Genomic DNA, 21603 nt, shown 5'->3' with positions numbered 1-21603 from the left:
AATGGATATTTACACTAAAATAGCATTATCAATACTGAGTATCTCTACAATAATTTCAACTCTGGAAGTTACAGGATTAATAGGTTTAATTCCTTGGTTAGGAAAAAAAATCAGAAAGGCACGCGTTGATACAACATTAGATGTATTAAAAGAAATAGGGGTTGATATCAAGGATTCGCAATCAGCCCTTACGGCCATTAAGATAGCGCGACCTGTTGGAAATTTCAAAACAGATACCGAAAAATTAATTAAATCATCGTTAAATCATAATGTTGATGCTAGTGTTGGCAAAACGTCTCCTGCTTTAAGCAAAGGGTTTTGGGATGTTATGGGGTCAACAACTTCTGAATCATCTGCCATATCTTTTGCGCGGACGTTAACTTCCAAGTGGAAGGATGCTCTGCATTCTCGTGAAATTTCAAAACCAATGATCGATTTTGTAGTAACTCCTAAGGACGGAAGTCCTATTTTAGGATATGAGTTCTCTAAAATCATCGGTAAACCATTCGCGCTTTACAGTGATAATGAAAAGTTTTCGACTGTCGAAAGCGAATTTAAATTTTTTACGCGTTTTGATATGAATTTTAAACCCAAGCCGGGAAGTGTTGCGTTATTAGTTGATGATAGTACCACTGGTGGAAGAAAAGTTGAAAATGCTATAAAATGCCTTCGTTCCCATGGATATATTATTGAGGATTGTTTAGTGGTTTTCGAACCAACAATCAAAAAGACACTTCCTCGTGATATGTTACAAAACCAAAATGTAAAATTACATAGCATTATTCAGAAGGTAAAGTAAGATGATAATTGCGATTGAAGGAATTGATGGTAGTGGAAAAAACACACAAACTGAAGTTCTGTTATCTAAATTAATAAATGAAGGGTTTGATGCTTCTAAAATGGGATTCCCATGCTACGAATCAACTTTTTTTGGTCAAGAAGTAGCTAACTATTTAAATGGCAAATTTGGAAGTTTAAGCGAAGTTCCTGCAAAATTTTCATCACTACTTTATGCAGGAGATCGCTTTGAAAAAAAACATGAAATAATTGAAAAGTCTTCTAATAACAAAATATTGGTAATTGACAGATATGTTGCTTCAAATATCGCTCATCAGACTGCAAAGCTTTACGATGAAGATAGGGAGATATTAAAAAAATGGATAGAACATTTAGAGTACCATGTATATGGTCTCCCAAAGCCAGATGTATGCATACTGTTAAACTTAGATGTTTCCACATCATCTGAATTGGTACTAAAAAAAGAAGCAAGAAACTACACCAGTAAAAACAAGGACTTACATGAAGAGGATGACAATTACCTTTCTAAAGTAGCTGTTGTTTACAAAGAGTTGGCAATGGAATCTGACTACTGGAATACAATTGAATGCCTTGATAATGGTATATTAAGGAGCATCGAAGATATTTCCGAAGAAATTTATGAAAAAGTGAATAGATTCATAAAATAATAAAAAATCGCCGCATAATCATTTCAATAAACGTGGCGATTATTTCCTGATTTTTCCCTCGTGCATTCTTTTCGCAATGAATATAATCAATAAGCATGAGCATAAATAATGGTTGGAAGTTGATCAAAGGTTAATCTTTTAGAAAGATGATTCACCCTTAAAAACCCACCTATTAATAACATTTTATAGGTTCAATCTTAATAATTGAGGTTGAGATAAGTAATTGTTATTTGACTGCGCAGTATGGATGTGTATGTAATTACGCTATTTAACATAATGATTCTTGAGAGCTTTTTGTGAAAATTTAAATTTAATCATTTAAGTTTTTCCAAGCCACATTATCTTCCTCGATTGAGATCGCAAAAGATAAGTAAGACATCAAAGTAATTTATACCGCACCCATTAACATTCATTTTGTTCTTCCCATAAAGCTGGATTTCCAATAATCCCAGCGATAATAAAAATTACTTCAGTAGGCATCACTCTTATTAAAGAACTCTTTAATACCATCAGAGATACGAGAGTAATGCATGTACGAAGCCGCACCCATAAACGCAATCCTGCGCCTCAATCAATAACCCCACACCCATAAAAAAAGCGGCCCTAAGGCCGCCAAAACCCTCAACTGCAGTGAACATTGAGGAAGGAGGATAATAAACGGGTTAGCCTTTCACGCCACCAGCCGTTAGGCCGCTAACTAGCCAGCGTTGGGCCAGCAGGAACACCAGCGTAATCGGAATTGCAGAGAGCACCGCCGCCGCGGCAAAGTCGCCCCACAGATAGTTTTGCGGGTTGAGATATTGCTGCATGCCGACTGCCAGCGTGTAGCTGTTCACATCACGCAGCAGCAGCGAGGCGACCGGCACTTCAGTAACCGCAGCAATAAACGCCAGAATAAACACCACCGCCAGAATCGGCACCGAGAGCGGCAACAGCACCAGCCGGAACGCCTGCCACGGCGTGGCGCCATCCAGCGCGGCGGCTTCTTCCAGCGATCCATCGATGGTTTCGAAATAGCCTTTAATGGTCCAGACGTGAAGAGCGATGCCGCCGAGATAGGCAAAGATCACGCCGCCATGCGTATTCAGGCCGATAAACGGCAGATATTGTCCCAGGCGATCAAACAGCGCATAGAGCGCCACCAGCGACAGCACGGCCGGGAACATCTGGAAAATCAGCATGCCTTTTAGCAGCGTGGCGCGCCCGGCAAAACGCATGCGCGCAAAGGCATACGCGCAGGTGGTAGAAAGCGCCACAATGCCAATCGCGCTGATGGCGGCGATTTTCACCGAGTTCCACAACCACAGCAGCACCGGGAAGGGCGGCGGCGTCACGCGGCCATCGGCGTGCTCCACGCTGAAACCTAACGCCAGCTGCCAGTGTTCCCAGGAAATCTGCTCAGGGATCAGCGAGCCGGTGGCGAAGTTACCGGCGCGCAGTGAGATAGCGAACACCATCAGCAGCGGAAACAGGATTCCCGCAATAAACATCAGCAGCAGCAGATGCGTCATCAACAGACGCAGCTTTTGCGATTTGGGTTGCACCATAGCCATAACGCCTCCTTAATCGAATTTCATCCGCACGGCTTTAAGATTGATTACCGCCAGCGCGCCTACCAGTAGGAAGATCAGCGTGGCAATCGCCGCCGCCAGACCAAAGTCCTGTCCGCCGCCACCTTCAAACGCAATGCGCCAGGTGTAATTGACCAGCAAATCGGTGTAACCCGCTGGCGTGGTAGTGCCGATACGATCCGGTCCGCCGTTGGTCAGCAGCTGCACCAGCACGAAGTTATTAAAGTTAAAGGCAAAGCTGGCGATCATTAGCGGCATCAGCGGCTTCAACAGCAGCGGCAGGGTAATCAGGAAGAAGTTCTGCAGCGGCCCGGCACCGTCCATCGCCGAGGCTTCGTAGAGATCGTCCGGAATCGCTTTCAGCAGCCCCATGCAGAGAATCATCATGTAGGGATAACCCAGCCAGGTATTCACGATGACCAGCATGGTGCGCGCCAGCGTCGGATCGCTGAACCACGCGGGCTGAAAGCCAAACAAGGCTTTCAGCATCACGTTGATTTCACCGAAGCTCTGGTTGAATAAGCCTTTGAAGATCAATATCGAGATAAACGCCGGCACGGCGTAAGGCAAAATCAGCATCACGCGATATACCGCTTTGCCTTTCAGCGCTTCCCACTGCACTAAGCAAGCCAGCACCATGCCGACCGCCACGGTGAGAATTACCGTCACAAACGAAAACAGCAGCGTCCAGCCAAAGATCGCCAGAAACGGTTTTTGAATCCCTTCATCGGTAAACACACGAATGAAATTCTTCCAGCCGGTATTCACCGTAAAGCCCGGACTCAGCGCTTCGCCGCTCGTGTTCTGATAAAAACCGCTTTCACGATTGGCCTGATATAGTGCGCCGCTTTGCTGATTTTTCAGATCGCCGTTGGCTTGCAGCACATACAATGGCCGCGTACCGGAGAACTGACGCAGCGAGCTCATCACCACCAGACGACCATCCGGCAGTTCGGCCTGAATCTGGTTCAGCGCCTGACGATTGGTGGTGACGATGCGCAGCGTGGCGCGTTCGCCCGGCGGTGGCGGGGCGCTGGTGAGTTTCAGTTTTTGCGATCCGCCAAAGGCAAACGTCGGCGAGACGAAGGTTTGCCCGTTGGCGGCTTCGGTCAGCACCAGCTGCCAGCGATCACCCGCCGGGATCAGCGAGAAGTTCAGCGCCGAACCATCCTGATACTGACGGCTCAGCAACACCTGTTGTGCACGTTCCAGCGTCAATTGGTTGGTGCTGCTGTAGTTGGTAAAGGCAATCGCCACGGTACAGGCGAGGGGAAACAGCACGAACAGCGCCATACCGGCGAGTCCGGGATAGACATAGCGCCAGGCGTAAGCGCGACGATTGGCATAAATCCAGATGCCGACGGCGCTGATAATCAGCGTCACCAGCGCAAACAGATATTCACCTTTTGCATACATCAGCACGAGCAGATAGCCGACCAGCAGACAGCAGATACCGAGAAAAAGAGCTTTCAGCACGGCGCTGAACCGTGCTGTTTTCGGTTTTCCTGACATGATGCGGTTTTCCTTAACAGCCAGTAACGAGCCGGATTGCGCCGGCTCTGGTAGAGAGGATTACTTGTTGAGTCGTGCCTGCGCATCTTTCAGCGCCGCATCAACGCTTTGACGTCCGCTCAACGCATTCAGCGTGGCGGTGCGCATCGCGTACCAGAAGGCAGCCATTTGCGGAATGTTCGGCATGATGTCGCCGTTGCGCGCGTTGGTCATGGTGGCGGCAATGCGCTCATCTTTTTCCAGCGTCTGCTGGAACGATTTCAGCGCCACCGCGCCGAGCGGTTTGTCTTTGTTGACCGCATCAAGACCAGAATCGGTCAGCAGGTAATTTTCCAGGAACTCTTTGGCCAGCTCTTTATTCGGGCTGGCGGCGTTGATGCCGGCACTCAGCACGCCGACGAAGGTTTTGGAGTTTTTGCCATGCAGCGTAGGCAGCAGCGTGACGCCGTAGTTGATTTTGCTCTTGTCGATGTTGCTCCACGCCCACGGCCCGTTAATGGTCATGGCGGTTTGCCCCTTGTTAAAGGCGGCTTCAGCGATGGAGTAATCGGTATCGGCATTCAGCGTTTTGGCCTTCACCTGATCAACAAGGAAGCTCATGCCCGCTTTTGCCCCTGCGTTATCCACGCCGGTATCTTTCACGTCGTAGCGACCATCGTTGAGCTTAAAGGCATAAGCGCCGCCCGCCGCCAGCAGCGGCCAGGTGAAGTACGGCTCCTGCAGGTTAAACATCATGGCGCTCTTGCCCTGCGCGCGCATTTTTTTATCAATGGCGGCGATCTCTTCCCAGCTTTTTGGCGGCTCAGGCAGCAGATCTTTGTTGTAGATGAGTGACAAGGATTCAACCGAAATCGGATAACCGATCAGCTTGCCGTTGAAGCGCACCGCGTCCCAGGTGAAGGGGAAGATTTTCTCCTGGAAGCGCGCGTCCGGCGAAATCTCTGCTAACAAGCCTGACTGCGCATAACCGCCAAAGCGATCGTGCGCCCAGAAGATGATGTCCGGGCCGTCGCCAGTGGCGGCCACCTGCGGATACTTCTCTTCCATTTTGTCCGGATGCTCAACCGTCACCTTGATGCCGGTCTCCTGCTCAAACTTTTTACCCACTTCAGCCAGGCCGTTGTAGCCCTTGTCGCCGTTGATCCAGATGACCAGCTTTCCCTCTTCAATCTTTGCAACGGCAGAGGCTGAAAACAGCACGGCCGTCAGGGCGGAAAGGGCAAGAATGCGTGCACCGGTTTTCATTGTCATAACTCCATCCTGTTAGCGGAAACGGAAATCGTTTTACCTGCCACATTGTGAGTATCTGCCGCCGCTTCTCATCCTCCCCGGCTCTACGCCTGCTTATCACCTGATGTGATCTGCGTTGCAAAACCACCCGGTTATCCCGGGCTGGCGCACACAATCGTCGCTCTGCTCTGCGTCATAGCTCACAAAAATGGTTGCCTGCCGCGTTTTATCAGACAGGTCTGCAAGATCTCCTCCTCCCGTCTCCTCCCCCACGCAGACGCCGTGCGGTGGAGGATGTCGGCGGTTATCTCCTTGCCCATAGTGGTCGCCGGGGTCTGTCCGCCGACTTGCGGACAAGGAATAGCAAGCTGAGAGGAAAGCATCATGTCGAGCGTTACGTTGCGCAGTGTCTCCAAGGTGTGGGGCGAAACCGAGGTGTCGAAAAACATCAGCCTTGAGATCGCTGAAGGCGAGTTCGTGGTTTTTGTCGGACCTTCAGGCTGCGGCAAATCGACGCTGCTGCGCATGATTGCCGGTCTGGAAACCATCACCAGCGGCGATCTGTTTATTGGCGACAAACGCATGAATGAGGTGCCGCCCGCCGAGCGCGGCATCGGCATGGTGTTTCAGTCCTACGCGTTGTATCCCCACCTTTCGGTGGCTGAGAACATGTCGTTCGGCCTGAAGTTGGCCGGCACGCGCAAAGCGGAGATTCAGCAGCGGGTCAATCAGGTAGCGGAAGTGCTGCAGCTGGCGCATTTGCTGGATCGCCGTCCGAAAGCGTTGTCGGGTGGTCAGCGTCAGCGCGTGGCGATTGGCCGAACGCTGGTGGCGGAACCGCGGGTGTTTTTACTCGATGAGCCGCTCTCCAACCTTGACGCGGCGCTGCGCGTGCAGATGCGCATCGAGATCTCACGCCTGCATAAGCGTTTGAAGCGCACCATGATTTACGTCACCCACGATCAGACCGAAGCGATGACGCTGGCCGATAAGATCGTGGTGCTGGATGGCGGCCACGTTGCCCAGGTCGGCAAGCCGCTCGAGCTGTATCACTATCCCGCCAATCGTTTCGTCGCCGGTTTTATTGGCTCACCGCGCATGAATTTCTTACCGGTAAAAGTCACCGCCACCGCCATCGATCAGGTTCAGGTGCGTTTACCCAATACCCAGCTGGTGTGGCTGCCGGTCGACAGCGCCGGTGTGCAGGTGGGCAGCAACATGTCGTTAGGCATTCGTCCCGAACATCTGCTCTCCAGCGATATCGCTGACGTCACCCTCGAAGGCGAGGTGACGGTTGTGGAGCAGCTGGGACACGAAACGCAAATTCACATCCAGATTCCCGCCATTCGTCAAAGCCTGGTTTACCGCCAGGAGGACGTCGTGCTGGTAGAAGAGGGCGCCCTGATGGGCATCGGCCTGCCGCCAGAGCGTTGCCATCTTTTCCGTGAAGATGGCAGCGCCTGTCGCCGGCTCCATCAGGAACCCGGTGTTTAGCCCTGCAAAACAATAAAAGCAATGACCTCAGGAGATAGAAAATGTTAACTCTGCGCAAACTCCCTATCGCGGTTGCTATCGCGGCAGGCACGCTCGCTGCCCCGTCGATGGCAGTCGATTTTACCGGCTATGCCCGTTCCGGCATCGGCTGGACCGGCAGCGGCGGGGAACAGCAATGTTTTCAGGCCACCGGCGCTCAAAGTAAATACCGTCTGGGCAACGAATGTGAAACCTACGCTGAGCTGAAGCTGGGCCAGGAAGTGTGGAAAGAGGGCGATAAGAGCTTCTACTTCGATACCAACGTCGCCTATTCGGTTTCTCAGCAGAATGACTGGGAAGCGACCTCGCCCGCGTTCCGCGAAGCCAACGTCAAGGGCAAAAACCTGATCGACGCGCTGCCGGGTTCCACCATCTGGGCCGGTAAGCGTTTCTACCAGCGTCATGACGTGCATATGATCGACTTCTACTACTGGGATATTTCCGGTCCCGGTGCCGGTCTGGAAGATGTCGATCTCGGCTTCGGCAAACTCTCTTTTGCCGCCACGCGCTCCTCCGAAGCGGGCGGTTCTTACACCTTCTCCAGCGATCAGATCCGTGATTACGCCACCAGCACCGCCAACGACGTGTTTGATGTGCGCCTGGCAGGTCTTGAAACCAACCCGAACGGCGTGCTGGAACTGGGCGTCGATTATGGCCGCGCCAACGCGCGTGACGGTTATCGCCTGGAAGATAACGCCTCCAAAGATGGCTGGATGTTCACCGCCGAACATACGCAGAGCATGCTGAAGGGTTACAACAAATTCGTGCTGCAGTACGCCACCGATGCGTTGACGTCGCAGGGCAAAGGGCTGCCGCAGGGCACCAACATCAACAACAGCGGCAGCATGTATCGCGTACTCGATCACGGTGCGATCAGCCTCGCCGATCGCTGGGATCTGATGTATGTCGCCATGTACCAGAACACCGATCTCGATAACAACCGTGGTACCGAGTGGTACACCGTGGGCGTGCGCCCCATGTACAAATGGACGCCGATCATGAGCACGCTGCTTGAAGTGGGCTATGACAACGTGAAGTCGCAGCAGGTGAACGAGCGCAACGGCCAGTACAAAGTGACGCTGGCGCAACAGTGGCAGGCGGGCGACAGCATCTGGTCGCGTCCGGCACTGCGTCTGTTCGCGACCTACGCCAAGTGGAATGAGAAATGGGGCTACAGCAAAGACAGCTCAGGTGATTTGACCTCCTTTGCTTCTAATGACAGCAGCGGCAACGGCATTCTGACCAACAGCCGTGGCAACGACGATGAGGTGACATTCGGGGCGCAGATGGAGATTTGGTGGTAATGCACCCGCATGTGGCTTAACTGAGACAATCTCTTTTCGGCGCGGCGCGCCATTGCCTGGTTCGCGCCGCCGCCTGACAGTTTTTGAGGTTATACAATGAGAATGAAAAAAACGGTTTTTGCGCTCTGCCTGAGCGCCGCGCTGCTGGCCGGTCAAAGTTTACCGGCGCTCGCGGATGTCAATCTGGTGCCACAGGATCTCTCTGCCGCGCCCACATTCCCTGCCGCCAGCCTGCAAACGCTGAGCTGGCTGCCGGTCGATACCTCCCGCACGCAGGTCACTACGCTGAGCGAGAGCCACAGCAATCTGAATGCAGCGGGCGTGACGGGTTCGGTGGCGGCCTACAGCTTGCCAGCCAATATCGGTGAACTCACCATTACGCTGAGCAGTGAAGTGAAACAAAATCAGGTGTTCGCACCGAATGTGCTGGTGCTGGATGAGAACATGCGTCCGGCGGCCTGGTTCCCGGCGCGCTTTTTCACCTATCAGCAGCCGGGCGTGATGGCGGCGGATCGGCTGGAAGGTGTGATGAAACTGACGCCTGCGCTGGGTCAACAAAAGATTTATCTGCTGGTATTCACCACCGAGAAGGATTTGACCGAAACCACCACGTTATTGGATCCGGCGAAAGCCTACGCCCGCGGTACCGGCAATGCGGTGCCGGATATCCCCGATCCGATTGCGCAGCACAGCCGCGATGGCACCTTGAAACTCAAAGTGAAAACCAGTTCAGGTTCATCCATTTTGGTTGGACCGCTGTTTGGATCATCGAGTCCTGCGCCGGTAACGGTGGGCAATACGCAGCCGGTTGCGCCGGCGACTTATCGTGCTGCCCCGGTTTCGGATGCAAAACCTAAACCGATCATGACGGATACCGAAGGTTACTTTAATCACAACATCCGCGAAGCCGTTGAGAAGGGCAATATCGATAAGGCGTTGAAGCTGCTGGATGAGGCCGAGCGTTTAGGCTCCACGTCGGCCAGACAGGTGTTTATCAGCAGTGTTAAAGGCAAGGGGTAATCCGCCCCGGCAGTGCTGATTTGTCCCATCTGGTGCGCTTCGGCGCACCTTTTTTTCAGGAGTGGGCACTGGCGTATCTGCTTCGTCACGGGCCGTCCTCGCGCCGCTAGCGCGGTGCCTTCAGCTTTCACGTCGTGCCGACGGACCATTCGGGGATCGGCCTTCCTGGCCGGCCCCGAACTTCCTCACGCATCCATGCGTGAGTCTCCTGGCTCAACGTAAAAGCCTCAGCGCTGCGGATAGCCCTTATGCCGAAGCAGATACGCCAGTGCTGCTAGCAATGTGCCCATTAACAGCAGGCACTCGAGCTCATTGGCAGGCCGGGGTCACTTTCGGGCAGGCGATCCGCAGCGCTGAACGAAGCGAGGAAGCCAGGAGAGCCCGCAGGACGCGGGCGAAAGGCGGAGCCGGGACAGGGAAGTCCCGTCTCCGCCGGTCCGTCAGGCAGACGAGTGAAGTGAAGGTACCGCGCATGCGGCGCGAAGGCTGCCGGACCGAAAGTGACCCCGGCCTGCAACCATGCAAGGCAACCAATAGCGACTAAGCATTACGCCTCCGTTGATCGATATCCGCCAACAACGCATTGATCTGCGGGTCGTTAAACATCGCCTCCAGCGAAGCGCTGAGTTTGCGGCGCCAGTTGGGATATTGGCGGGTGGTGCCGGGAATATTCACCGGGGAAGCCATATCCAGCCACTCTTCAGGTTGCAGGCCCAGCAGCGCGCTATTGCTGTCGGCCAGATAACGCTGCATCGCCGCACTTAACGCGCGATCCATCACCTGCGGTTCGGCCTGTTCGGGCAAGCAATTGCTGCGTTGCAGGCTCCTAATCAGGGCGCGGCGCGCGGCTAAGCGTGACTTATTCAGCCCGGCAAGAATTTGCTTATCAGGATAAAGCCCCAACTCGCTGCCCAGCCGTAAATCATCGCTTTGCCACCAGCCGCGCAGGGTCGGCATATCGTGGGTGGTGGCGACCGCCATCGCCTGACGTGGCCAGCGGGCGGGGGCGCGAAAGGCCACTTTGGACGTCTGCTCAAAATAGAGCACTTTGTAGGAGTAAACGCCCGCGTGGTAGAGCTTGCCGATGATCTTCTCCGGCACCGTACCCAAATCCTCACCAATCACCATGCAGTGATGACGCTGGCTCTCCAGCGCCAGAATCGCCAGCAGATCGTCGATGGGATAATGCACATACGCGCCTTCGGCCGCGCTTTCGCCCTGCGGGATCCACCACAGTCGCAGCAGCGCCATCACGTGATCGATGCGCAGCGCGCCGCAGTCGTGCATGTTGGCGCGCAGCAGATCAATCCACGGCTGGTAGGCGCGCGCCTGCATAATCTGCGGATCCATCGGCGGCAATCCCCAGTTCTGGCCCAGCGGGCCGAGGATATCCGGCGGCGCGCCGACGCTGGCCTGCAAGCAGTAAAGCTCGCGATCGCTCCAGGTTTCCGCGCCGCCCTGCGCCACGCCCACGGCCAAATCGCGGTATAAGCCAATCGGCATCGCCTGCTGCTGGCACACCGCCCAGCAATCAGCAAACTGGCGCGCGGCCAGCCATTGCAGCCACAGATAAAAGCGCACGTCATAGGTGTGTTCGATGCGGAATGCCCGCACCGCTGCGCTCTCGGGCGACTGCAACGCCGCAGGCCAGGTTGTCCAGTCGTAACGCTGAGGGTCTTCGGCGATCTGCGCGGCGTGCAGCGCATCAAACACGCCCTGATGCAGCAGACTTTCACCGCCTTGCTGCATAAAACATTCAAAGGCGACAACCAGGCCATCATCCGCACCGCGCTGCCTGAACTGCTGCCAGGCAAGGCGCAGCGCCTCCAGCTTGAGGTGAGTAACCGCTGAATAATCAACCCATTCAGCGTCCCGCGCCACCCGTAGCGCCTGCTGCGTGCTGGTCGCCTGCCACCATCGTTGCGCTTCTTCACTCAGCGTAAAATCCTCAACGGCGGCGACATCGATATACAGCATGTTGAGCCAGCGCCGCGACGAAGGGCTGTACGGACTGGCGCTTTCCGGCGTTGCCGGGAACAGCGCATGCAGTGGATTCAAGCCAATGCAGGCACCACCGCGCTGCGCAACCTCAACCAGCATCTGCTTTAAGTCGCTGAAATCGCCGATTCCCCAGTTGGACGCCGACCGCAAGGTATACAGCTGAATGCAGGCGCCCCACAGCGATTGCCCTTGCTGGATGGCTGGCGGCTCGTAACAGCGCACGGGCGCGACAATAACCCGGCAGTGAAATGCCTGTTGCTGGACGCTAAAGCTGAGCTGGTGATAACCCAAAGGCAGCGCAGGCAAAGCGATCGGCCGGTTGGCGATTGCGCGACCTTGCCAGCGTTCGCCCTGTTCCGCGATCAGCTGCCATTCGCCTGTTATGCCGGGCGCAGGCAGCACAATCTCCGCCTGTTCTCCCTGAACGATCAATACCGGCGGCAGCGGCGAAGCGTGCGGTTGCGCGGGATGCATCGCCGCCAGCAAACGCTGGCGGGTAACGGCAGAAACCGATTGCAGCTGGCCGTGCGCGTCGATGTATTCGCTGGCGATTTCGGCGGTTGGCATCATGGTGCTGTTCATCGCGCGGCCTGCCAGATGCGTTGCTGATAGTCGCGGATGGCGCGATCGGCGCTGAACATGCCGCAGCGCGCGGTGTTGAGAATCGCGGCGCGCGTCCAGCCATGCTGATCGGCCCACAAGGTTTCTGCCTGCGCCTGCGCGTTGAGGTAGTGACGAAAATCGGCCAGCACCAGATAAGGATCGCCGCCTTTGGCGCTCAGGCTGTGCAGCAGCGGCTCGAACGCGGTGACGTCGCCGTCGCTAAAGGTGCCGTCTTCTAACGCTTTCAATACCCGATCCAGCTGCGCATCTTTTTTGCGCCACGCGTCAGGCGAGTAACCTTCTACTTGCAATGCGCTGACCTGATCAACGGTATGACCAAAGATAAAGATATTGTCGCGCCCAACCTGCTCAGCGATCTCCACATTGGCGCCATCCAGCGTGCCGATGGTTAAGGCGCCGTTCAGCGCCAGCTTCATGTTGCCGGTGCCGGATGCCTCTTTGCCAGCGGTAGAAATCTGCTCGGAGAGATCCGCCGCCGGAATCAGGCGCTCGGCAACCGTAACGTTGTAATCAGGCACAAACACCACTTTCAGGCGATCGCCAATGCGCGGGTCGTTGTTGATGGTGGCCGCCACTTTGTTAATCGCGTAGATGATGTTTTTAGCCAGCACATAACCCGGCGCGGCCTTGGCACCAAACAGCACCACGCGCGGCGTCAGGTTGGCCTGCGGATCGCTCACCAGCGTTTGCCACAGCGCGATAATGTGCAGCAACGCCAGATGCTGACGCTTGTACTCGTGCAGGCGCTTGATCTGTACATCAAACATCGCCTCAGGATTCACCTGGATGCCGGTGCGTTCTGCGATCCATTGCGTCAGCGCAACCTTGTTCTGCTGCTTGATGGCGCGATACTGCGCCTGGAATGCGGCGTGTTCGGCGTAGGTTTCTAACACTTTCAGCTGATCGAGATCGGTGAGCCACGGCTGATCAAGGGTTTGGCTGATCAACGCCGCCAGCGCCGGATTGCACTGATTAATCCAGCGGCGCGGCGTTATGCCGTTGGTGACGTTGTGAAATTTCTCCGGCCACAGCGCGTGATATTCCGGGAACAGATTTTTTACCACAAGCTGCGAGTGCAGCGCCGCCACACCGTTTACCGCAAAGCCGCTGGTGACGCAGAGATTGGCCATGCGCAGTTGGTTATTGTGAACCAGCGCCAGTTTCGCCCAGGTCACTTCGTCGCCCGGCCAGCGCGCTTCAACCTGCTTTTTCAATTGGGCATTGAGTTGGTTAACGATCAGCATATGGCGCGGCAGCAGGGCGCGCACCATGCGCACATCCCAGCACTCCAGCGCTTCAGGCATCAAGGTGTGATTGGTGTACGCAAAGGTGCGCTGGGTAATGTGCCACGCCTCGTCCCAGCTCAGCGCGTGTTCATCCAACAGCAGGCGCATCAGCTCGGGGATCGCCAGCGTGGGATGGGTATCGTTGAGCTGAATCACTTCATGATCCGGCAAGCTGGCAATGCTACGGCCGGCGCGCTGATGACGGCGCAGAATATCCGCCAGCGAGCAAGCGCACTGGAAATACTGCTGCATCAGGCGCAGCTTTTTGCCGTTGTCGTGATTGTCGTTGGGGTAGAGCACTTTAGTGAGTTTTTCAGCTTCAATGCCCGGCTGCTCGGCGCGCAGAAAATCCCCGTTATTGAAGCGCTGCAGATTAAACGGCTGCGCATGTTTCGCCTGCCACAAGCGCAGCGGCTGAGTGACGCCATTCTGATAACCGACCACCGGCAGATCCCAGGCTTCGCCGAGAATTTGCACCGCCGGCTCCCAGCGCGCAACGCCATTGTGCGTGATGACTTTGCCGCCGAGATGCACCGGCACAGTTAACGCCGCGTTATGGTTAAACCACGGATAGCTGTCGCGCTGCCAGTCATCCGGCATCTCCTGTTGCGCACCATCAACAAAGTGCTGGCGGAACAGGCCATACTGATAATTGAGTCCGTAGCCGGTGGCGGGTTGTCCCACGGTCGCCATTGAATCGAGAAAACAGGCGGCGAGCCGGCCCAAACCGCCGTTGCCCAGCGCCGGATCGGTTTCACACGCTTCCACGTCGCTCAGCGTGATATTCCACTCGGCCAGCGCCTCGTTCACCTCGTCATACCAGCCAAGGTTGAGCAGATTGTTGCCGGTCAGTCGGCCAATCAAAAACTCCATCGAGATGTAGTTAACGTGACGCTGCGGCGTGGCCGCTGGTGGCGCAGGCATCTCCGCCAGCATGTCGGCCAGTGCGCCACTCAGCGCCTGCCACCATTGGTTTGGCGTCATCTCTTGCGCATCGTGCAGACCAAAACGCTGCCATTGTCGGGTTAGCGCGTGTTTAAAACGGGTGCGATCAAATTTCATAATCAGTCCTGTCAGGGCGGAGGTGAATGTGCTTCATTCTGCGCGTCAGCCATGACGCGCTCCTCCTCCTGCACCAAATTCAGCGGGGAGGATGAGCGGGGAGGAGAGGCTGAGGGAAATCTTAAAGTGTGACAGGAATGTGATAACCGTCGCTTTTGTTAAGACTGCTTAATGGGTTAGCTTGCATTAGGTAAACGAATATCTGAACGTATGTGACTATTAATTACGAAGCGTAAAATAATGATGCGCCACGTTTAGGGAGAAGCGTTTACCGATGTTAATACCCTCCAAACTTAGCCGACCGGTCCGCCTTGAGAACACGGTTGCGCGCGAGCGCCTGATGCAAAAACTCGGCGCGGCGGGCAATTACCGTTTGGTGTTGGTGACCAGTCCGGCGGGATATGGCAAAACCACGCTGATCTCCCAATGGGCGGCGGGGAAAGCCAATCTGGGCTGGTATTCACTGGATGAGGGCGACAATCAGCCTGAACGCTTCGTCGATTACCTCATCGCAGCGCTGCAGCAGGCAACGCAGGGCGGCTGCGCCTCCAGCGAAGCGCTGGCGCAGAAACGGCAGTACATCAATCTGAACGCGCTATTCGCCCAGTTGTTCAGTGAGCTGGCGGCGTGGCAGCAACCGATTTGGCTGATCATCGATGATTACCATCACATCACTAATCCCGCGATTCACGACGCGATGCGCTTCTTTCTCCGCAATCAGCCGGAAAATGTGACGCTGATTTTGCTGTCACGTAATTTGCCGCAGCTCGGCATTGCCAACCTGCGCGTGCGCGAACAGCTGATTGAGTTAGGCAGCCAGCAGCTGGCGTTTACCCATCACGAAGCCAAACAGTTTTTTGATTGCCGCCTGACAACGCCGCTGGAATCGGAAGAGAGCGGGCGTCTGTGCGATGACGTGGCGGGTTGGGCGACGGCGCTGCAGCTGATCGCGCTCTCGACGCGTCAGGGCGCGAGCTCCGCTCAGGATTCCGCGCGCCGTCTTTCCGGCATTAACGCCAGCCATCTGGCGGATTATCTGGTTGAGGAGGTGCTGAATAACGTGGATAGCGCCACACGACATTTCTTACTGAAAAGCGCGCTGCTGCGATCGATGAACGATACGCTGATCGCCTGCGTAACCGGCGAAGAACAAGGGCAGATGCGGCTGGAAGAGATTGAACGTCAGGGCCTGTTTTTGCAGCGCATGGATAACTCGGGCGAGTGGTTTAGCTATCATCCGCTGTTTGGCAGTTTTTTGCGTCAGCGCTGTCAGTGGGAACTGGCGGCGGAACTGCCTGCGCTGCATCGCGCGGCGGCTGAAAGCTGGATGCGGCTGGGTTTCCCTGGCGAAGCGATCCATCATGCGCTGGCGGCTGGTGATGCGTTGATGCTGCGCGACGTGCTGCTGCAATACGCCTGGACGCTGTTTAATCAGAGCGAACTCACGCTACTGGAAGATTCTCTCAAGGCGCTGCCGTGGGAAATTCTGCTGGAAAATCCAAAGTTAGTGCTGTTACAGGCGTGGCTGATGCAAAGCCAGCACCGGTTTTCCGAGGTGAGCAGTTTGCTGACGCGCTTTGAGCACTCCTGCAGCGAACAGATTGATGATGTGCTGCGCGGCGAATTCAACGCGCTGCTGGCGCAGGTTTCGATAAATGATGGTAACGCCGAAGAAGCCGAGCGGCTGGCGTTGCTGGCGCTCGATGCGCTGCCGGAAAGCCGTCAATACAGCTGCATCGTGGCGACGTCGGTATTGGGCGAAGTGATGCACTGCAAAGGCGAGCTGAGCAGTTCGCTGAAGCTGATGCGCCAGACCGAGCAGATGGCGCGCCGCGAGGAAGCGTGGAATTACGCGTTGTGGAGTCTGATTCAGCAGAGTGAGATTCTCTTTGCGCAGGGGTTTTTACAGTCCGCATATGAGATACAGGAGCGGGCATTTGTGCTGGTGAAAGAGCAGCATCTGACGCAGTTCCCGATGCATGAATTCCTGCTGCGAATTCGCGCGCAACTGTTGTGGGCGTGGGGCCGACTCGACGAAGCAGAACAGGCGGCGCGCGAAGGGATAAAAGTGCTGAAAGGCTATCAGCCGCAGCAGCAGATTCAGTGCCTCGGTTTGCTGGTGCAGTGTTCGCTGGCGCGCGGCAATCTCGATAATGCCCGCAGCCACCTGAGTCGGCTGGAGAATCTGCTTAACAACGGATCGCTGCACAGCGACTGGATCGCCAATGCCGATAAAGTGCGGGTGATTTTTTGGCAGATGACCGGCGACAGCCAAAGCGCCAGCAGCTGGATGCGCCAGACGGTGAAACCGGAATTTGCCAACAATCACTTCCTGCAAGGGCAGTGGCGCAATGTCGCGCGCGCGCAGATTCTGCTGGGAAATATGAGCCAGGCCGAAGTGGTGCTCGATGAGCTGAATGACAATGCGCGCGCGCTCAACCTGATGAGCGATATGAATCGCAATCTGCTGCTGTTAAATCAGATTTACTGGCAAACCCAGCGCAAAGCGGAAGCGCAGCAGGCGCTGACCGAAGCATTAAAACTGGCGCGTAGCACCGGTTTCGTCAGCCATTTTGTGATTGAAGGTGAAGCGATGGCGCAGCAGCTGCGTCAGCTGATTCAGCTCAACACGCTGGATGAACTCGATAATCATCGCGCCAGACGCATTCTCAGCGAGATTAATAAATATCATCGCCATAAGTTTGCCCATTTTGACGAGGGCTTTGTTAGCCGCCTGATTAATCATCCCGATGTGCCGGAGCTGATCCGCACCAGCCCGCTAACCCAACGTGAATGGCAGGTTTTGGGGCTGATCTATTCGGGATACAGCAACGACCAAATTGCTGGCGAGCTGGATGTCGCTGCTACCACCATCAAAACGCATATCCGCAATCTGTACCAAAAATTGGGCGTAACGCACCGCGCGGAAGCGATGAATCAGGCGCAGTCGATGCTGCGGATGATGGGGTATGTGTAACGGAGCAGCGGTGAAATACGTGTTAATCGGTCAACTCTAATGACGTAATACCGATCAGTTAAGCGCTGAATCAAATCGCCGCACCTTCCGTAGTGGCGCGATTTATCGCGCAATAAATTGCGCCGCTACAATGCGTGCTTTCGGTAATTAGGGTTTTTCATGTCTTAACTGACAAGCATTACGCCATAAATGGCAACCTTGCGAAAAACCGCGCCAAAACAATATAGTGCGCGCATTAATGCCCACCTGGATATAGAGGAAATCATGGTTTCATAAGTTTATTTCTCTGGCGCACCACTCATCGCGGGTTATTTCCCACAATTCATAATCGAGAACACCCGCGACATACTCTTTTTTGCCGGTTTCTATCAGACGCATGCCGGATTTACGTGAGATCTTCACTGAGCCTGTATTCACCGCCGCTTTTGGCACACGTAATACTTCGCGACCCAGCGTTTTAAACCAGAAATCATTCACGGCGTTGCACGCTTCACTCATATAGCCACATTGCTGCCACTCAGGTATTAACCAGAATCCGCGGTTATCATTTTCTGCATCGCGCAGTTCGATCAGACCGATTAATTCCTCAGGCTTCTCCTGACGTCTGATACTCCAGCACCAGCCTCGACCTTCCTTAACGGCGGGCAACACCACGTTATCAACGTAATTCTGTGCGGCACCTTCAGGATAAGGCCAGGGCACGGCAGCATTGAGATAACGCACGATCTCCCAGCGCGGAAAGGCGATTTGCATCGCCTGCCCATCACCGCTTTCCAGAGGTTTCAGGATTAATCGTTGCGTTTTGATTTCTGGCGTCATAGTTCCTCCATTTAGCACGTCATCGTCAATTAAGGATTGTCCCTGTTATCCAGCCGTAATTGCATGAATGTCAGATCCAGCCAGCGGTGAAATTTCGTTCCTACCTGATGAATCTGTCCGGCGTCGGTAAATCCTAACTTACGATGTAACGCGATTGAAGGTGTGTTTTCAGACTCAATACCCGCCACCATCACGTGTTTTCCCTGCGTGGTTGCGTACGTGATAAGTGACCGCATTAAGGCTAATCCAATACCTTTCCCCTGAGCGGCATTATGGACATAGACCGAATGTTCGACCGTATAACGGTATCCATCCCAGGGACGCCAGTCACCATAGGAAGCGTAACCGAGCGCGATATCCTCTTCATTTACGGCGACCAGAACCGGGAATCCAGCTGATTGCCGATCCAAGAGCCATTTGATTCGGTTTGCAATATCTACCGTTTTATCGTTCCAGATGGCTGTGCTGTTCAGCACTGCATCGTTATAAATATCCGTGATTACTGGTGCATCTTTTTCAACTGCCGAACGTATGTTCACCATAGACACCTCGCTTGTATGCCACTAAAGTAGACCCTCCGTACACTATCTTATATATCTACTATGTCAGACGAAAAATCCACTAAAGAAGATGATTTAAACGCGCGAATTGGCAAAAAAGTGAAAGCTGAAAGGGAAAAGCGCAGTTGGTCACTGACCGAATTGGCTGAGCAGTCTGGCGTTTCACGGGCGATGATCCATAAAATTGAACGTGGCGAAAGCAGTCCTACGGCGACGTTGCTGGCACGTTTGGCGGGTTCGTTTGATATGAGCATGTCGCAATTGATCGCGTTGAGCGAAGTGCAGACTGGCACATTACTGAAACAGCATCAGCAACCGATTTGGCAGGATCCTGAGACGGGATATATCCGACGACATGTGTCGCCGGGGCAAATACCGCTCGATCTTGTCAGTATAGAATTGCCGCCCGGCGTTAGCGTGCCGATGCCGGTAATTTCCTATCTGTCGCGCCGTCAGCTTATCTGGATTTTAGAGGGCGAACTGAGTTTTCATGAAGGCGAAAAAATCTTTGAAATGCAGACGGGTGATTGTCTTGAACTGGGTGATCCCGCCGACTGTATTTTCAGGAATGACTCGGAACAACCTTGTCGCTATGCGGTGATAGTACTCAAATAAGGTCAGCAGCAGTTGAACATCCATGTTTAATGGACCTAAAACTGCCGCCTGGATTGTGCTTTAATGCGCGCACCAGTTCCTGAGCGAATTAATTCCGCCATCTGGTGAGGTAAAGCCAGCGCAGCCTAATATCGAGTCGAATAACTTCTCATGGAATACCGGCGTTTTGTCGTTCTGCAATTGCTGCAGTTTGGCAAATGACGCTTTGTTATTACTGTCACTTAAAAACTTATCGGATGCCCAAACCATAATCGGCACCGTGCGCTGCGCCATGGGTGCATGATCACGCGGCGTGCCGTGGAAATGCAGATTGTCGGAAATCGATTCTCCGTGATCGGAGGCATAAAACACGATGGCATTTTTATCTTTCAGGCTATCGAAAGTCTGCTTGAGGAAATAATCGGTATACAAAAGACTATTATCGTAAGAATTTATCATCTCCTGCGTGCTACAGGCATCATCAATGCCCTGACACTCCGGTGTGTAACGCGCGAACGCCCGTGGATAGCGTTCGGTATACATATAATGTGAACCTTTGGTGTGAAGAATTACAATATGTTTACCCTGCGGATGGCGCTGAATGGAGTCCTGCAGTTCATTAATTAACGCCATATCATCCACCGGCTTACCGACATTACGCTTCTCCGCCTGAATAGATTCGCGCATTGAATAACTGTCGGCCATGACTTTGTTATAGAACCAGGCTTCGCTCTGCATGGAATAGAGATCTTCCGAGAAACCTTGCTTCTTCATCACAGTAAAGACATTCATCTCTTTCAGGGTGCGCTGCGGAGCTTCTGAGGCGCCGCCTTCTCTGACAAACATACAGCGCAGCGAGAGCTTGGTTGAGGTATCACAGGAATAACCCTGCAAGTGAACGAGGTTTTTTTCGTGATCGAGATAAGGTGTGTTGTCGCGATCGTAACCGTATAAACCCATATGATCGCGGCGGGCACTTTCACCAATCACAAACACGATATACAAGTTATCGGCATTTTTCGGTGGGACGTATTTAAAGTGTTCAGCGGGATCGTATAGATTACGGTTGTCTTCAGCCTGACTGAATGAACTGTATGCCAGCAAGCCAACGCCTGATAACCAGTTAGACGGTGAATAAGTACCGGCAACAATGCCGCCGTAGCTGGCCATCATGCGGTTATTTTTCTTGTCCTGTTCATCCTGCACCTTGCCCATTAAATTCAACGGTAACCAGCAACCTAATGCGGCAATCACAATGGCGATGGTTTTATAAGACCAGTAACGCTTTTTGCTGATATTTGAAACGGGTTTACTGCGCATTCCGCGCCAGATTAGCCATAGCGGAATGACGTTGATTATTACCATCCACAGCACAAAGTGCCAGCCAACGGATTCCTTAGAAAGATCCAGTGAATCGGTGGCTAAAACGGCGGCGATGATTCCATAACCAATATCAATATTAAAGAAAATCATGTAATAACTGGCTGCGCTGGAGAAAATCACCAGCATGGTCATCAATACGCGCGACAGATATTTTCCGGTTAATGAGGTTAACAACGTTAACAGCATCACCAAACAAAATGCAGCGATGACCTCAGTCACTAATGAAAGGGTATTATCAAACTGCAGTTGCGTATAGCGGCGGATAAAAATCGGAATGTTAAGCAGTACGCCGATATAGAGCGAAATAAATGCCGGTAGATAAAACTGTTTAACCCAACCATTTATAAACATGTGTTCCCCGTTCTTATAATAAACAACTCAATCACTTGCCTGAAAATTGACAACCTTAAGTGAGAGGGTGGATTTGGGGAACAGTTCAATCGTTGCTATGCCTAAAGTATGTTATAATGTAACAATCAGATTCAGGCGCTAATTCCTCGTTTAGGGCTCATCCAACCGATTTACCCGCAGATTTCTAATCAATGCAGTGAAAATCCTCACTCGATATATGCATTAATCTCACCATTACACCTGGCATGCGTGATCACCAGAATAAGTATTATTGGATAAACTTAATGAATGACTGCCTATTTGTGTTAAG

General features: G+C 53.5%; 15 protein-coding genes. 7 read left to right on the top strand and 8 right to left on the bottom strand.

The window, feature by feature from the left end; genetic code table 11:
- Position 1 precedes the first annotated feature (1 nt).
- Positions 2–799, top strand: coding sequence for a phosphoribosyltransferase (locus ACFQW4_RS02605; RefSeq protein ID WP_377723596.1), 798 nt, complete (start codon positions 2–4; stop codon positions 797–799).
- 1 nt (position 800) lies between these two features.
- Positions 801–1466 (top strand): hypothetical protein, encoded by a 666-nt coding sequence (locus tag ACFQW4_RS02600; RefSeq protein ID WP_377723594.1) that lies wholly within the window; start codon positions 801–803, stop codon positions 1464–1466.
- 662 nt (positions 1467–2128) lie between these two features.
- Here the strand turns inward: ACFQW4_RS02600 and malG are convergent.
- Genes malG through malE form a run of 3 tightly spaced genes read right to left on the bottom strand, consistent with a single transcriptional unit; the run spans position 2129 to position 5800 of the window.
- Positions 2129–3019 (bottom strand): maltose ABC transporter permease MalG, encoded by an 891-nt coding sequence (gene malG, locus ACFQW4_RS02595; RefSeq protein ID WP_008110659.1) that lies wholly within the window; start codon positions 3017–3019, stop codon positions 2129–2131.
- A gap of 9 nt (positions 3020–3028) precedes the next feature.
- Positions 3029–4549 (bottom strand): maltose ABC transporter permease MalF, encoded by a 1521-nt coding sequence (malF, locus tag ACFQW4_RS02590; protein WP_377723592.1) that lies wholly within the window; start codon positions 4547–4549, stop codon positions 3029–3031.
- A 60-nt stretch (positions 4550–4609) separates the two neighbouring features.
- Complete coding sequence (gene malE, locus ACFQW4_RS02585; RefSeq protein WP_110867144.1) at positions 4610–5800, bottom strand: maltose/maltodextrin ABC transporter substrate-binding protein MalE; 1191 nt, start codon at positions 5798–5800, stop codon at positions 4610–4612.
- 363 nt (positions 5801–6163) lie between these two features.
- On the opposite strand from malE, the gene malK reads away from it, so the two are divergent.
- From malK to malM, 3 genes are all read left to right on the top strand, one after another.
- Positions 6164–7273 (top strand): maltose/maltodextrin ABC transporter ATP-binding protein MalK, encoded by a 1110-nt coding sequence (gene malK / locus ACFQW4_RS02580; protein WP_101761287.1) that lies wholly within the window; start codon positions 6164–6166, stop codon positions 7271–7273.
- A 41-nt stretch (positions 7274–7314) separates the two neighbouring features.
- Positions 7315–8616: a maltoporin gene (locus ACFQW4_RS02575; protein WP_377723589.1), complete on the top strand. Its 1302-nt coding sequence runs from the start codon at positions 7315–7317 to the stop codon at positions 8614–8616.
- 96 nt (positions 8617–8712) lie between these two features.
- Positions 8713–9636: a maltose operon protein MalM gene (gene malM / locus ACFQW4_RS02570; protein WP_377723587.1), complete on the top strand. Its 924-nt coding sequence runs from the start codon at positions 8713–8715 to the stop codon at positions 9634–9636.
- Between the two features lie 540 nt (positions 9637–10176).
- Here the strand turns inward: malM and malQ are convergent.
- Together malQ and malP are read right to left on the bottom strand one after the other, a co-directional pair.
- Complete coding sequence (malQ, locus tag ACFQW4_RS02565) at positions 10177–12219, bottom strand: 4-alpha-glucanotransferase (RefSeq protein WP_377723585.1); 2043 nt, start codon at positions 12217–12219, stop codon at positions 10177–10179.
- Positions 12216–14609, bottom strand: coding sequence for a maltodextrin phosphorylase (gene malP / locus ACFQW4_RS02560; RefSeq protein ID WP_377723583.1), 2394 nt, complete (start codon positions 14607–14609; stop codon positions 12216–12218). Before malP ends, malQ begins: the two co-directional genes overlap by 4 nt.
- Positions 14610–14883: 274 nt before the next feature.
- Between malP and malT the strand changes: the two genes are divergently transcribed.
- Entirely contained in the window at positions 14884–17586 is a 2703-nt protein-coding gene (gene malT / locus ACFQW4_RS02555; protein WP_101761292.1) for an HTH-type transcriptional regulator MalT, read from the top strand.
- A 270-nt stretch (positions 17587–17856) separates the two neighbouring features.
- On the opposite strand, the gene ACFQW4_RS02550 is transcribed toward malT, so the two are convergent.
- Complete coding sequence (locus ACFQW4_RS02550) at positions 17857–18405, bottom strand: GNAT family N-acetyltransferase (RefSeq protein WP_192235177.1); 549 nt, start codon at positions 18403–18405, stop codon at positions 17857–17859.
- A gap of 29 nt (positions 18406–18434) precedes the next feature.
- A complete protein-coding gene (locus ACFQW4_RS02545; protein ID WP_304465974.1) occupies positions 18435–18944 on the bottom strand; it encodes a GNAT family N-acetyltransferase in 510 nt (169 codons plus the stop codon).
- 63 nt (positions 18945–19007) lie between these two features.
- Here ACFQW4_RS02545 and ACFQW4_RS02540 point away from each other — a divergent pair, with 63 nt between their 5' ends.
- Positions 19008–19580, top strand: a complete 573-nt coding sequence (locus ACFQW4_RS02540) for an XRE family transcriptional regulator (RefSeq protein WP_192235175.1) — start codon at positions 19008–19010, stop codon at positions 19578–19580.
- Between the two features lie 60 nt (positions 19581–19640).
- Here the strand turns inward: ACFQW4_RS02540 and eptB are convergent, their stop codons facing one another.
- Positions 19641–21293 carry a kdo(2)-lipid A phosphoethanolamine 7''-transferase gene (gene eptB / locus ACFQW4_RS02535; protein WP_377723580.1) on the bottom strand — a complete coding sequence of 551 codons (1653 nt, stop codon included), beginning with the start codon at positions 21291–21293 and terminating at the stop codon, positions 19641–19643.
- Positions 21294–21603 lie beyond the last annotated feature (310 nt).

The organism is Pantoea sp. GCM10028869 (assembly GCF_042666835.1).
GTDB lineage: Bacteria > Pseudomonadota > Gammaproteobacteria > Enterobacterales > Enterobacteriaceae > Pantoea > Pantoea leporis.
The sequence above is the reverse complement of the archived record's forward strand: the minus strand, read 5'-3'. Positions and strand labels throughout refer to the sequence as shown.

What these genes read in the sequence shown, in the direction of transcription:
- malQ (WP_377723585.1), bottom strand. Translation starts at nt 12,219, where the DNA reads ATGAACAGCACCATGATGCCAACCGCCGAAATCGCCAGCGAATACATC.
- ACFQW4_RS02540 (WP_192235175.1), top strand. Translation starts at nt 19,008, where the DNA reads ATGTCAGACGAAAAATCCACTAAAGAAGATGATTTAAACGCGCGAATT.
- malG (WP_008110659.1), bottom strand. Translation starts at nt 3,019, where the DNA reads ATGGCTATGGTGCAACCCAAATCGCAAAAGCTGCGTCTGTTGATGACG.
- eptB (WP_377723580.1), bottom strand. Translation starts at nt 21,293, where the DNA reads ATGTTTATAAATGGTTGGGTTAAACAGTTTTATCTACCGGCATTTATT.
- ACFQW4_RS02575 (WP_377723589.1), top strand. Translation starts at nt 7,315, where the DNA reads ATGTTAACTCTGCGCAAACTCCCTATCGCGGTTGCTATCGCGGCAGGC.
- malF (WP_377723592.1), bottom strand. Translation starts at nt 4,549, where the DNA reads ATGTCAGGAAAACCGAAAACAGCACGGTTCAGCGCCGTGCTGAAAGCT.
- malP (WP_377723583.1), bottom strand. Translation starts at nt 14,609, where the DNA reads ATGAAATTTGATCGCACCCGTTTTAAACACGCGCTAACCCGACAATGG.
- malT (WP_101761292.1), top strand. Translation starts at nt 14,884, where the DNA reads ATGTTAATACCCTCCAAACTTAGCCGACCGGTCCGCCTTGAGAACACG.
- malK (WP_101761287.1), top strand. Translation starts at nt 6,164, where the DNA reads ATGTCGAGCGTTACGTTGCGCAGTGTCTCCAAGGTGTGGGGCGAAACC.
- malM (WP_377723587.1), top strand. Translation starts at nt 8,713, where the DNA reads ATGAGAATGAAAAAAACGGTTTTTGCGCTCTGCCTGAGCGCCGCGCTG.
- ACFQW4_RS02550 (WP_192235177.1), bottom strand. Translation starts at nt 18,405, where the DNA reads ATGACGCCAGAAATCAAAACGCAACGATTAATCCTGAAACCTCTGGAA.
- ACFQW4_RS02605 (WP_377723596.1), top strand. Translation starts at nt 2, where the DNA reads ATGGATATTTACACTAAAATAGCATTATCAATACTGAGTATCTCTACA.
- malE (WP_110867144.1), bottom strand. Translation starts at nt 5,800, where the DNA reads ATGACAATGAAAACCGGTGCACGCATTCTTGCCCTTTCCGCCCTGACG.
- ACFQW4_RS02600 (WP_377723594.1), top strand. Translation starts at nt 801, where the DNA reads ATGATAATTGCGATTGAAGGAATTGATGGTAGTGGAAAAAACACACAA.